Annotated in this window: 10 protein-coding genes and 1 pseudogene; 4 read left to right on the top strand and 7 right to left on the bottom strand. The window is 49.9% G+C overall.

Annotated elements, in window-relative coordinates; all coding sequences use genetic code 11:
* Positions 1-279: 279 nt before the first annotated feature.
* The 4 genes and pseudogenes from CRO87_RS22425 to CRO87_RS00015 all read right to left on the bottom strand — a co-directional run bounded on the left by CRO87_RS22425 (position 280) and on the right by CRO87_RS00015 (position 5,720).
* Complete coding sequence (locus CRO87_RS22425) at positions 280-1,479, bottom strand: fimbrial protein (RefSeq protein WP_141398647.1); 1,200 nt, start codon at positions 1,477-1,479, stop codon at positions 280-282.
* 424 nt (positions 1,480-1,903) lie between these two features.
* Entirely contained in the window at positions 1,904-4,435 is a 2,532-nt protein-coding gene (locus tag CRO87_RS00005) for a fimbria/pilus outer membrane usher protein (protein WP_097160874.1), read from the bottom strand.
* Between the two features lie 20 nt (positions 4,436-4,455).
* Positions 4,456-5,139, bottom strand: a complete 684-nt coding sequence (locus tag CRO87_RS00010) for a molecular chaperone (RefSeq protein WP_255252461.1) — start codon at positions 5,137-5,139, stop codon at positions 4,456-4,458.
* 46 nt (positions 5,140-5,185) lie between these two features.
* Positions 5,186-5,720: pseudogene (locus CRO87_RS00015) on the bottom strand (fimbrial protein).
* Between the two features lie 628 nt (positions 5,721-6,348).
* Here CRO87_RS00015 and CRO87_RS00020 point away from each other — a divergent pair.
* Together CRO87_RS00020 and CRO87_RS22430 are read left to right on the top strand one after the other, a co-directional pair.
* On the top strand, positions 6,349-6,879 hold the full coding sequence (locus CRO87_RS00020) for a fimbrial protein (protein ID WP_176504237.1): 531 nt from the start codon (positions 6,349-6,351) through the stop codon (positions 6,877-6,879).
* A 127-nt stretch (positions 6,880-7,006) separates the two neighbouring features.
* Positions 7,007-8,197, top strand: coding sequence for a fimbrial protein (locus tag CRO87_RS22430; RefSeq protein ID WP_141398648.1), 1,191 nt, complete (start codon positions 7,007-7,009; stop codon positions 8,195-8,197).
* 412 nt (positions 8,198-8,609) lie between these two features.
* Here CRO87_RS22430 and CRO87_RS22795 read toward each other — a convergent pair whose 3' ends face one another.
* The 3 genes from CRO87_RS22795 to fusA form a co-directional block, all read right to left on the bottom strand.
* Positions 8,610-9,134: a hypothetical protein gene (locus CRO87_RS22795; RefSeq protein WP_255252462.1), complete on the bottom strand. Its 525-nt coding sequence runs from the start codon at positions 9,132-9,134 to the stop codon at positions 8,610-8,612.
* A gap of 300 nt (positions 9,135-9,434) precedes the next feature.
* Positions 9,435-9,731: a VF530 family DNA-binding protein gene (locus CRO87_RS00035; protein ID WP_097160878.1), complete on the bottom strand. Its 297-nt coding sequence runs from the start codon at positions 9,729-9,731 to the stop codon at positions 9,435-9,437.
* Between the two features lie 165 nt (positions 9,732-9,896).
* Positions 9,897-11,999, bottom strand: coding sequence for an elongation factor G (gene fusA, locus CRO87_RS00040; RefSeq protein WP_097160879.1), 2,103 nt, complete (start codon positions 11,997-11,999; stop codon positions 9,897-9,899).
* A 212-nt stretch (positions 12,000-12,211) separates the two neighbouring features.
* Here fusA and CRO87_RS00045 point away from each other — a divergent pair, with 212 nt between their 5' ends.
* Both CRO87_RS00045 and CRO87_RS00050 read left to right on the top strand, forming a co-directional pair.
* The gene (locus CRO87_RS00045) at positions 12,212-12,520 is read left to right on the top strand and encodes a helix-turn-helix transcriptional regulator (RefSeq protein ID WP_097160880.1); all 309 of its coding nucleotides are present in this window, start codon (positions 12,212-12,214) and stop codon (positions 12,518-12,520) included.
* Between the two features lie 292 nt (positions 12,521-12,812).
* A complete protein-coding gene (locus CRO87_RS00050) occupies positions 12,813-13,163 on the top strand; it encodes a ProQ/FinO family protein (RefSeq protein ID WP_176504238.1) in 351 nt (116 codons plus the stop codon).
* Positions 13,164-13,215: the final 52 nt, after the last annotated feature.

Below are 13,215 nucleotides of genomic sequence, written 5' to 3' on the forward strand. Positions count from 1 at the left end.
CATTGCAAGGTTATTTGATTCTTCTTTTAAATAATCAAAATGAATAAAATAACCTTATCATACAAGATGATATCGGAGGTAATGCTATTAGTGGCTATGTGTTTTCGTCATCTGGTAAAACTTCAAATATAGTCACCACAGACAACCTCGTTCCCCTCTTCCCCATGGCATTCAATAGTCATATTGCATGTCTAAAATCATTCCATCGGTCGCTGACACCGATGGAATGATAGCCAATGAGACATTCGGGAAGTTCAATATTGTCAGTAAGAAACGCTATTACTTGTAATAAATATTAATAACAACCTGAGTATTGGCTATGCCGGGGGTAATTTTACTGGCTGTCTGATAATAACGCGCAGCTAACGGTATTTTTACTGTACCGCCAGCTGCTGGAGGCGTGAGATCCCATGTTTCCCCAGCAGTCCAGATGGTGGTCGGTGATGTTGCAGCCGCGGAAATATCTCCAGGGGTGTAACCTAATTGAACCCCCACACCTGAAGCCGCCCCGGCAACAGCATCAAGTCCAATCACATTCCCGGAAACAGAATTGGCAGGGGATACTGAAATAGTGAAGATGTTTGCCGTCCGGCTTCCATCAGTTGGCGCTCCGGAACCATCAATGGTCTGATAGCCTGAATACCCATGATACCCTGAAAACTCCGGGCAATTATTCAGCACGATGGACGAGTCAACCCATTTCGTTGTTACCCCTGGCCCGCTAAATGTCGCATCGGTCACATCATATTTTCCAAGATCAACAACAGTACTTGCCGGAGTTGTGCATGTTTTAGTGACAAAAGTACTGGTTCCAGTGTAACTCGCGGTAAGTACAGTAATGGGCAGCCCTGAGTAACCCGACTGAGCCCGTACATCCCAAACCCAGTGTGGGAAAGAGCTTCCATTTACAACGGCTCCCGAAGCGATGGGACCCGTTTTCACCAGTGCGAGACCGAAATATTTCACATGTGGCCCAATACCGCTATCCCCTGCCGAATCATGAGAAATAGCCGTATTACTGTCCACAATTGTTGATGTCAAAAAATATTTGTTACTTGAGTTGCCATTTTTCCAGATGACCACCCCGACTCCCGCGACATTGGTCGGAAAAACAGGGACGTTGCCATACAATGTATTCATCATGGTTGGAGCACCTGACGGCATACTGGTTGTTCTCATATCAAGGCCCACTGTGAACGGGGCATCACAATAGATACCGAGTGTGCTAACCGAGTAACCATTTTGCAGCGAATAAATTGTGCTTCCCAGGGGGAGATCATTTCCTGCGGTGGATGAAGAAACAGTCACGTTTGGTACAATCGTTATGGCTGGAAAGCGAGTTGATGGTTCGCATGCAATAGTTGCCTGTGCATTATGGCTAAATATCAACAAACCAATAAATAATGCCAAAACATATGACAAATATTTGCCCCCGCTATAACTTTCAATGTTTTTTTTACTGCCCGTCATTATATCCATAACCTTCATTCTTATTATTTTCCCTGCAAGCGTAGACCACACTTTGAATCCGAATAATAATCAGTCAACCATACGCTCAATATCATTTCAAAACAGTCCTTATTACCTATGTCCGCATCAATGCCCTCATCATAAAAACCCAAGCATCACGCTCACAACAACATAAATTAAAGGTTATACTCTAAAGCAAAACATACCAAACCAACAAATGAATAGAATACTAAACGAATCACATTACACCCTGCCCAAATGTAGAATTGCTTGGTGATAACTAACCCATTGAATAATAACAATATACAAGAAAAATTCAAGCAAATTCACAAAGTATATTTATAAACCCTTGCCCCTTCCGTCATCCTGAATATTGGGCCAATCTCAATGAAAAATTCATTGAGATTGCAAGCCTTATCCTTCGGGTAATTTCTCAGCGATCCCTACACGGAGCATTAAATGTCTGTAGTGCTTTTGAATCCCTTGCTCTTGCCTGTGGCATCAGGTGGTAACGGATCTGGCACTGCTCTGTTGCTTCCTTGCCCCAGCGCACTGTCAGTGCGCCCTGCTCGGCCTCCACACGGGCATACACCTGGCCACCCTGGCCGGCACTCCCCACGCTCCGGCCTTTCGCATCCAGCACTTCCGCGCCAAACGGCACAGGCACTCCGTTTATCGTCGCGTTCACCAGTACCGGCGTACCCGTCTTCGTTTCGTATTTCACCTTCACCACCGCACCGTAGTACGGTGCCACTTTTTTCACAGTACTCGCCATCTCCACGTCATCACTCGCGCCTTTCGGATCCAGTGTGATGTCATTCATCTGGTACGGATCAAGGTACGGCACCAGCGCATAACCGAAACGGTCAATATGCACTCCCGGGTAACCGGACACTGACGCTCCTGCTGCCCCCTTCGCTTCTATCAGCGCAAACGTGTCTGAGGTGTAGGACGTCAGGGTCACTCCTCCGCTGTGGGCCACTATCGTGCCGCTCGCCCCCAGGGATTCGCTGTGGTAGTTTTTGCCTCCGCTCCACCCGGCACTCAGGCCAGTATAGTGTGTCCGGTACTGCGCATTCAGCGCCCCTGACTGACCCACACTCTGGTTCGCATTCATCGCCGTTGCGCTATAGCTCAGCTGATGTTCATCACCCCCTGTGCCCGACAGCGTGGCCTGCTCGCCGGTGCGCCCGGTGCTGTTATGCGTCATCTGCATCGACAACTGCGGACGGTAAGAGCTGTCCGAACGCCCCAGAGGCAGACTCACCGTCAGCAGGTACGTGTCTTCCGTCCCGTTCAGGTTGTAAGTTCGTCCTGCCGAGAGACCGTAGCTAACCGCACCGTAGCTGTTGTTATAACCCACCTGGTACTGCTCGTCCGACCCACTCTTGTTCCAGAAATCCTGCACCGAACCACTCAGGTAGAACTGTCCCCATTCCCCCGGCAGCGCCTGGCTTGCCGTCACGCTGTAACGGTTACGCGAACGCCAGACGCTGTCCATCGAGCCGCCGCGATGGATTGCATCCACGGTCTCCTGGGCTGTCATGAAGTCCATGAAACCACTGGACGAGAAACGATAGGCCGCCACTGACAGACTGGTATCGCTCACCGTTTCGCTGTAGCTCAGACGGTAGCTCTGCCCCTCACTCTTTACGGAATGATGAGAATGCAGTTTTGCCTGCGTCACATCGAAGGAGAACGCCCCCAACGCGGTTCCCACCGCGGTACCGCCCAGAATGGCGTAATAGTTCTGACTTAGCTGCATCCCGCCATAACCCGTCAGCCAGTTGGTGATGCCGTGGCGCACCGTTCCCTGATACAGGGCAACATCGTCAGAGAGATAATCGTTACGCAGCTTGCCACCAACGATTTCATAGCGCGTTGCCCCCGGACGCAGCTGCTCCACCACCGACGCATATGGCACGGTAAACGCCTGTTTGGTGCCGTCGGCTTCCTCCACCGTCACCAGCAGATCACCGCCGTAGCCGGTCGGATACAGGTCATCAATCAGGAAGGCCCCGGGAGCCACCGTGGTCTGATAAATCACCGCCCCGCCCTGACGCACTGTCACTTTGGCATTCGTGCTCGCAATGCCGCGAATTTCCGGTGCATAACCCCGCTGGGAATCCGGCAGCATGCGCTCATCCGTCGCCAGCTCCAGCCCGGTAAACGGCAGAGTGTCAAACACATCCCCGCGAGTGTTGGCCTGACCAGCCAGCGTACGCGCTTTCAGCACTGGTATGTCACGCTGCACATAAGTGTTGATAGCTTCGTATTTTTTCTGCCCGTACTGATTCCAGTTGTAGCTTCCGTTATGACGGAAATACCACGCCCCCACGTTCAGCCCGGCGTTAATCCCGGCATACAGCGACTTGCTGTCGTAACCGTTCGAGGTACTCTGGTAGCCATTCAGGTTATATCCCAGAATGGCGGCCGGAATACCACTGTCCCACAGCGCCGGGTTTACTGAACCCCGTGCGCTGTCCGACACATACAGCTGCGGCAGCTGAATATTGAGACGCATCTCATTACTGTCGAACTGCGTCACCGCCTCCGACAGCAGCAGCGTCAGGTCACCGCACTCGCCCACTTTATCGAAAAAGTGGTCCGGCAGATGTTCATAGCGAAACGGGATCTGTTGCAGCAATGTCTCCGTCATGCACGGATAAATTGTTTTATCCTGACGTTCACGCAGCTCCACATCTATCGACCCCACCGACTCGCCGTTCACATAAACCGCGGCGTTGTAGGTACCGGGTTCAATACTCGACCCGTTGGCATAGCGACTTAAATCAACAGCACTCTGATCTTCCAGTTGCAAAAAAGAAGAGCTGAAAGATCTGTCCTGACCGGACTCAGAAGATGTGGCCTGAGCTGCAAAGCTCAGTAAAATCGCAGAAATGACAAGAACAGTATTGTTGTTCCTGTTGTGCAATACCGCACGAGAAGCGGGTATAAATCTCATAAACACTTTTACATGATGTTCTAGTGAACATCAGCACTCACTGAAATAATCGCACCATAATCGCTGACATATTTTGCCGTCACCTTACCAGAAGCGCTCAGTTCATAATCCCCATCACCAAACGGAGCTAACATTTTTCCATCAATCGTTTTGCCGCCCGCAGCGAGATCAACAAACGTGATAAAATAGGGTGAATTATTGTGAACATGAAGCCCGGATTTGCGGTGACTCCATTGCAGCGCTTTTACCGCTTCACTCAGACTGCCCTTAAGTTCTGCTGGACGATAAAAGAATTTGATACGACTGCGGAAAGCCACCTGTAGATAATTGCTTGCATCTGAGCTGATGTCTTTTGGTTTCGCAGGGATCTCCAGCACATTCAGCCAGAACACGGATTCTTTATTCGTCGGTAAATTGTTCGGTAACCCACGAATACGCAGCGTCTGACCACTACCTGGTTCCACGCGATTAATCGGTGGGGTCAGAACAAAAGGCACCTTTATCTGGTCGGGTTTGGCTTTAGTATCCCCATTATCCATCCAGCTCTGGATTAATACCGGAGAGGACCCTTTATTACTGACCTTAACGCTAACCTCTTTGGCACTCGATGGATAAATTACGCGAGTACCGGTAATGACAATACTGGCCTGTGCACCAGTACATAACAAAAGTAAGGAAAGCAGGGATATACAATGACGAAACACAATAACCTCCAAAAAACCGGAGACTTTGAGTCATCCGGTAATGTATCTATTTATATTGAATGGAATAAATAACATCGCTGACAACAGTCCCAGCAGTGGTGACACCATCGGCATAATATTCGACGGCATACGGAAGTTCTGCCGTGCCTGCTGAAACATCAAAATAGGTTGCGTCCGTACTCTGGCTGCTGCTTCCCGCTTTAATAATAGATTCAGCCCCCGACTCTTCACGCAACTGCAGGCTAACATTGGTTGCATCTCCACTCATGTTTTTCAGATGTCCGCTGCTAACATCAACCGAAGAACCCGCTTCAAAAAAAGCAGAAGCGGTCTGAAGCGTACCGGAACATCCACTCAAGCTGATGTTAAATCCTGTACGTCCGGCGGTGTCCCCCAGATTAGCGGCCAATGGTTGGTAAGACGATTGTTGCATCTGGCCCCTGGCCATCAACATCGGCATTACAGGTATTAGCGGTCAACTCACCGTTAAACGTAATAGTTCCGGTTCCTGCCGCTACTGCTACATTTTGCATTGCCGTTGCGCTGGCCAATGTAAATACTATCGATGTGATTAATTTCATCTTCATTCCAGCTTCTTAATATATCCAGAGTCATTCATGGATATAGACAGCCACCAATAAATGGCAACCCTTTTTCTGATCAAAATATTTGGTCACGTTAATTAAAATATTCATTTATAACCGAAGTGCTTTCCAGTTCCTGACTAAACTAACACAGTGGGAAAAACACACAATGCAATAGAAAGTGAAAGCGCGCACTAAATGCAAGGCTATCAATTTGGTCAGATTGCATTCTTCAATAATAACACCATTGAATTTAATTTTTTTCATTATTTAATTTAAAAAAAAACAAAAAAAATCAAAACACCCCTCCTTATCACGCCTATAAATAGCCCTAACGCTCTGAAAAACCAACGTTAATATGTGCCTGAGATTCAATGCTTGGGGGACTGATTGGCACCTCTTTATCACAGCCAAACCTTGCAATTATATTTCATGCAGTTAAAATGCCCCCAAATGTATGCCCCCCCCAAAAAAACATATTGCTAAGCATTCTGTGCATCCGAATCACATCATTGTTTCATTCCAGTATGTTTCATGAGTGACTTAAGTCAGGTAAGGAGGGATATTCTGTTCACGGACTTAATCCATCCTGACTGAAAGGATGGGAAAATTGAAGGGTCAGGATATGAATTTACGCATAGTATTTTTTACTTTACCAGGGCTTTTGTTTTCCCCTTTCACCGTAACAGCCCAAAATGCCACCCTTACCCTTCAGGGGGAGTTTTTCTCTGGCACCTGCGATGTCGCTTTGAATGGCGCTCAGGCAGATGGCACCGTGACGTTGCCGAAAGTCTCTACAGACGAATTAAACCAGCTTAAAATTACAGGGGAAACAACTTTTTATTTTACACTAACAAATTGTGCCTCCGCGTCTAACAACTGGGTCATTTTTTACTTTGAGGGTGGAAACACTGTCGACACAACTAATTACTATGTAAAAAATAGTGACGGTAGTGCCACGGGTGTCGAACTTATTCTGAAAACACCCGGGGGAAACCAAATAAAACCAGGGACAGACACCCAAGCTGGAGAGAATAAATTTGCAGATAGTAGATCAGGTAACTTCTCTGTATCTTACGTTACGGACAACAATATCGGACCCGCCACTCCCGGCACGGTTATCAGCCATATCACTTACCATCTTGAATACAAATAAGCGCATAACAATACTTTTCACACCAGTCATTTGTTAGACTTTATATGATTTGATTATCATAGCAATATAAATAAGTTACCAACAACATCACGAAATAAAACTCAAACAAATTAAGGCGTTAAACATAATGAAAGTGACTGAGTCATCTAAGTCCTGCAGAAAATATGGTGTTTTTACCCATATAATGTTCCGGATTTGTATCTCATCTTCACTACTCTGGTTAACACTCTTCAGCCAAAGCGTGCAAGCCGATGTTAGTTGTCAGTTAAACGGTTCGGTGGCTGTTGAAACTCCCACAATCAGTCCATCAGTCTCCTATGTTGGAAATGATCTGCCCGTAGGAAGCAGCATCTATCGGTTAAAAATGCAATTGGGGACGTATCCTGGTGTTTATTGCGACGGCGCGTTCGATCTGACCAGTTATCTCAGGGTGACTAATGAACCTTTAGGTGCCCCTACAATCATGACTACTCCAAATGGAACGGGTCCCGTATATCCTACAAATGTCCCGGGAGTTGGTGTCTATATATGGGCCGCCAATCAAAGCGGAGGCGGAACATCATTATTTTCGAAAACATCCCCCATGCCCTATATAGCATTTCAGCACGCTTCGCAGGGGATCATTAGGAAGGGGCCAACGCTGGATATCTCACTCATCAAAACAGGCGATATTCCATCAGGAGCCTCTGTCAACGCCAGTCTTTTTCCCAGTTTTGAATGGTATATTCCGTCGACGACCGGGTATTCGGGTTTACCTGTTCAACTAATGACATACAGCTTTACAGGTAGTCTAAAATTTACCACTCAGACCTGCACTACCCCTGACGTTAACGTAGACATGGGCAGTTATGATGTAACGAATAATTTTAATGCTGTAGGAACCACCACTCCCTGGCGGGATGTTTCTATCGTCATGCAGGATTGTCCGAGTTTCACGGGATACTACAATGGCGGTAGCGGGAACAATCAGGACATTGTTGATTCAGGGGCCATCGATGAGGCCTCCCGTCAGGCCACTACTTTTAACGTTTCTCTGACACCGGCGAATCCCTCATCAAATAATATTATCAGTGTTGATAACACTACTGATGCGGCCACAGGAGTGGGTGTGCAAATGGGCTACTCCACCAGTGTTGACACCGATCCGATCCCACCACAAACTCTCTGGAGTGCAAATTCAAACTGGAGTGTAGTCGCTCCCACAGATGGCCGAAGCACCTTTAAAATACCGCTGGCGGCACGCTATTACCAAACTGCAAGTACCATTACCCCAGGTAAAGCGAATGTCAAAATTATCGTGAATATTGCATACAAATGAGCAGTCTGAATCGCCACGGATAATCTAGACACTTCCGAGCCGTTGGTAATACTGGTTTTCATATTCAGCCGGTGGCGATTCACTCTTTGACGCTGCTAAAGCTATGGATGCTGGCCTTTCCACGATGACGAAATGAGTCAATCAACTGCGTGTTTACGGTCACCCGCAGAGTCATTTCATAATAGAAATTGTTTGCTGGTTCTGTGAGTGATGACTTGTCATTACCCTAGACGCGATATACGTGACTTTGCTTCATTAATATGGCTGCTCAACGCTGCGAGACATGGGGCAAAATTTACCGACAGGCGATTGTCATCACGGGCCAACGCAATAAAACTCTCGGCTAACCCGAGCGCTTCCCGCCAGATTTCGCCACTTACCACCTCAAGCAGTGTCGCTGGCCGAAGTGTATTCACAAGTTCACCGCCCGATTTAGGGGCAAAACCCATTGGCAAAATATCGTAGTGAATTTCACCAGAACATGGCCATGTTCCGTATGAGTGCAAAACTTTGGCTGCTCGCCTCCGGCGGAAGATCCCGGCACTTCGCCAGCGCTGACTGCCCGGGCCAGCATGGGAAAAACGGTGTGGCGATCAACGGCTTCAGGTACTGGCATCTCCAGGAACTGATTTCTGGCCTGTTCACCGATGAGCAGATTCCCTACTGCATCGTGCCCGTGAACCAACAGCGCTTTGATCACATCCGAATCATTCCAGTTTTCTGGATTAGCAGACAGGCCAATTCCGGCTGAATATGTTGATGCCCAGGCTCTGCCAAGGTATCCCTGTGGCCGCATATCAAAGAGCCACCACGGCAGGCCGTCGCTATGGAGGCACACTTTGTCAGCCTGCTCCATGACATAACCCTGCGGATAAACCGGAATAAGTTTGCCCAGGAGTTTTACCTGACCTTCTTCGGAAATACGGTAAACAGGCACAGGTTTGAACCCACGATAATCATCGCGTTAAGCATATTGAATAGATGGGTCAGAACCGATTCGAACTACTTCATCACCCTTGGTTTAAAGACACGGGGCAACATCTTCTGGCTAATCTCTATGATATCAGTAAGTTGCCTTTCCGCCGCTGGCCCTTGGCCCAGCAGTTGGCGGATTGTCTCGGATCGATTTTTAATACCGTGAATAACTTAATGAATAGGTATATGAATAGTTAATCTAACAGTTGATTCACGCTATGCCATCTACGGAGGATGCAGCCCTGCCATTCAATTTCCGGATTTAGCTTTCTGAAGAGTTTTTATTCTGCCAGTTTGCCCACGGATTATCAGCCGGAGCGCTATCGCTCGCATTTTGCAGATCGTCCAGCGAATCGATATACAGCGCTTCAACTTCTTTACGCGCCCACGGCGTGCGGCGTAAAAATTTCAGGCTCGATTTGATGCTCGGGTCGCTTTTGAAGCAGTTAATGTTGACCTGCTTTGCCAGGGCTGCCCAGCCATAGCGTTCTACCAGCGTGGTGAGTAACGCTTCAAGCGTGATGCCGTGTAAAGGGTCTTTTGAAGGCTGGCTGGTCATGGTCTGTCCTGGGATCTTAAGAATTTGCGCACACCTTACTGGCATCATAGACCATACGCAATATACCTCCTGTCTCTTCCTTACCCTTTGTAGCGCTTATTGGGCCGAATAAACGCCCTGATAAAATAATGCCGATCACCCTGGGTAACCGGCATTATTCAAAGGTCAGGCTTTGGCTCGCTTGGCGATAATCTCATCTGCCACGTTGCGCGGCGCCTCAGCATAATGATGGAACTCCATGCTGTAGGTCGCGCGGCCCTGCGACATTGAGCGCAGCGTCGTCGAGTAGCCAAACATTTCGGCTAGCGGCACATCGGCGCGGATGATCTGGCTCCCGAACCGCTCTTCCATGCCCTGCACCATGCCGCGGCGAGATGAGAGATCGCCCATAATGTTCCCGGCGTATTCCTCCGGTGTTTCCACTTCGACATGCATGATCGGCTCGAGGATAGCCGGATCTGCGCGACGAGCGCCCTCTTTGAAGCCAAAGATGGCCGCCATGCGGAACGCCATTTCCGATGAGTCGACGTCATGATAAGAGCCAAACGTCAGCGTCGCCTTCACGTCCACGACAGGGTAACCCGCCAGTACGCCGGTGTTCATGGCTTCGCGCAGCCCTTTTTCCACTGAAGGAATGTACTCGCGCGGCACCACCCCACCTTTGGTGGCATCTTCAAACCTGAAGCCGCTACCCGGCTCCAGCGGTTCAAGGGAGAGCACTACGTGGCCGTACTGCCCTTTCCCGCCGGACTGGCGCACAAACTTGCCTTCAATCTCACTGACCGCTTTGCGGATCGTCTCGCGATACGTCACCTGAGGCCGGCCGATATTGGCTTCCACGCCAAATTCGCGCTTCATACGATCGACGATGATTTCCAGGTGCAGCTCACCCATACCGGAAATGATCGTCTGGCCGGACTCTTCGTCGGTATGCAGACGGAACGACGGGTCTTCCGATGCCAGGCGCTGCAGCGCGATGCCCATTTTCTCCTGATCGGCCTTGGTTTTTGGCTCAATGGCGAGTGAAATCACCGGTTCCGGAAACTCCATTCGCTCAAGCGTAATCACCTTGTCAGGGTCGCTCAGCGTGTCGCCGGTGGTGACGTCCTTCAGCCCCACGCAGGCAGCAATATCTCCGGCGCGCAGTTCATCAACTTCATGCCTGTCGTTGGCGTGCATCTGCACGATGCGCCCGATACGCTCTTTCTTGCCTTTTACCGGGTTATACACGGCGTCGCCTTTGCGCAGCACGCCGGAATAGACACGAATAAAAGTCAGTTGGCCCACGTAGGGGTCGGTCATCAGCTTGAATGCCAACGCCGAGAACGGTTCATCGTCGCTCGGGTGGCGTTCCGCCGGTTGCCCTTTTTCGTCCACGCCATCTATGGCAGGAATATCCAGCGGCGACGGCATAAACTCCACCACCGCATCGAGCATGCGCTGCACGCCCTTGTTTTTAAAGGCGCTGCCGCACAGCATCGGCTGGATTTCACCGGCAACGGTGCGGGCACGCAGCCCAGCGATGATGTCAGCCTCATCGAGAGCGCCCGTTTCCAGATACTTATCCATCAGCGCATCACTGGCTTCCGCTGCCGCAGAAACCATTTTCTCACGCCACTCCTGCGCGGTTTCCAGCATCGCTTCAGGTACTGGTCCATAGCTGAATGTCATGCCCTGAGTGGCATCGTCCCAGTGGATCTCACGCATTTTGATGAGGTCGATAACGCCAGAAAAGTGCTCTTCTGCGCCAACGGGAATGACAACAGGAACTGGATTAGCTTTCAGGCGGTCCTTCATCATCTGCACCACGCGGAAGAAGTCCGCGCCCTGCCGGTCCATTTTGTTGACGAACGCCAGCCGCGGCACGTGATATTTGTTGGCCTGACGCCAGACGGTTTCCGACTGCGGCTGCACGCCACCCACGGCGTCGTACACCATCACTGCGCCATCAAGCACGCGCATGGAACGTTCCACTTCGATAGTGAAATCCACGTGACCCGGGGTGTCGATAATGTTGATCCGATGCGGCTCAAAATTACGATCCATACCCGGCCAGAAGGCACTCACCGCGGCGGATGTGATGGTAATGCCGCGCTCCTGCTCCTGCGCCATCCAGTCGGTGGTTGCCGCGCCATCGTGTACTTCACCCAGCTTGTGGCTCATACCGGTATAAAACAGAATGCGCTCAGTGGTGGTTGTTTTACCGGCATCGATATGCGCGGAGATACCGATGTTGCGATAACGTTCGAGAGGAATGGGTCGGGGCATGATGCGTCCTTAGTCAGTTGACTGTCAGTGAGCGGCCAGAAGTGGCGCTCTTCATTTAACGCTGCCAATAATAGTACAACTGTACGAGTATATTCGAACTATAATTACCTATCGTAGCTATCGATGAAACGGCGGGTGCATATTTGGCTTTCATGAAGGCCTTTCGGTATATTACCGCCCACCAGCGCCCGCTAAGCAGACACAGGAACAGTATGATCGCGAACCATCCGGAACCTGAACAAATTCGCCTCGAAAATGTGCTTTTTGCGCTCGGAAATGCACTGCGTCTGGAAATTGTGAAAACGCTGGCCGACGGCAGTGAGCTGAACTGCAGCGCCCTGCGTCAGGATGTGGCCAAATCCACCATGACCCACCACTGGCGGGTGTTACGCGACAGCGGCGTTATCTGGCAGCGCCCTCAGGGGCGTGAGAATTTGATTTCACTGCGTCGGGAAGATTTAGATGCGCGCTTCCCCGGCCTGCTGGATACGCTATTAGAAGCCGCTCTGCGTAACGGCTAGCATGAACGGAAGAATGCATCCCATATCAGATACGCCCCAAAGGACCAGCAGAGCCCTTTGAATACCCAGCGATGGTAGCGGTACTGGTGCCGCTCCCGCGCGTTCGCCTGCATGATGCGCTGATCGACGTCCCTTTCCATTGATTCCCCCTAAGATTTCCGCCTGACTGACCGATACTGACTTTAGCTTATGCGATTTTTTGGGGGCCCGTCTTCAGGCTACGCCACAAAAACGTAATGCATCGCTATGTTTTATACTAATAAATATTCACCTGTGACAAAGGGACATGACTTTGGATAAAAACCAACGCGCCATGATGCTGCGTGAGAGCTGGCCTCTGCTCTTTACGCAGGAGCCGCTCAAGCCGATGAAAACGGGCATCATGCAGGACCTGATTACCGATGCTGAAAAGCGAAAAATTGATTTTCCGGGGCTGGAAATTGGTAAAGCACTGAAGCGCTACACGCGTACAATCCCCTACCAGCTCGCACTCGCCAGTGATTCCCAGCGTTACGATATCCATGGCCAGCCCGACGGCGTGGTGACGGAGGAGCAGCGGCAGATGGCCCTGACCTGGCTGAAGAATAATCCAAACTATCCACAAGATGCTGAAAAGTCAGATGTAGCGAAAAAGGCACGCTGAACGAGTATCATGATGTATTGCTCTGATCTTCGATTAAGCAGAAAATGACGTC

This window comes from Enterobacter sp. CC120223-11, from assembly GCF_900215375.1.
GTDB lineage: Bacteria > Pseudomonadota > Gammaproteobacteria > Enterobacterales > Enterobacteriaceae > Scandinavium.

Coding starts and splice junctions, on each gene's coding strand:
- CRO87_RS22425 (WP_141398647.1), bottom strand. CDS start 1,479: ATGGATATAATGACGGGCAGTAAAAAAAACATTGAAAGTTATAGCGGG.
- CRO87_RS00005 (WP_097160874.1), bottom strand. CDS start 4,435: ATGAGATTTATACCCGCTTCTCGTGCGGTATTGCACAACAGGAACAAC.
- CRO87_RS00020 (WP_176504237.1), top strand. CDS start 6,349: ATGAATTTACGCATAGTATTTTTTACTTTACCAGGGCTTTTGTTTTCC.
- CRO87_RS22430 (WP_141398648.1), top strand. CDS start 7,007: ATGAAAGTGACTGAGTCATCTAAGTCCTGCAGAAAATATGGTGTTTTT.
- CRO87_RS00035 (WP_097160878.1), bottom strand. CDS start 9,731: ATGACCAGCCAGCCTTCAAAAGACCCTTTACACGGCATCACGCTTGAA.
- fusA (WP_097160879.1), bottom strand. CDS start 11,999: ATGCCCCGACCCATTCCTCTCGAACGTTATCGCAACATCGGTATCTCC.
- CRO87_RS00045 (WP_097160880.1), top strand. CDS start 12,212: ATGATCGCGAACCATCCGGAACCTGAACAAATTCGCCTCGAAAATGTG.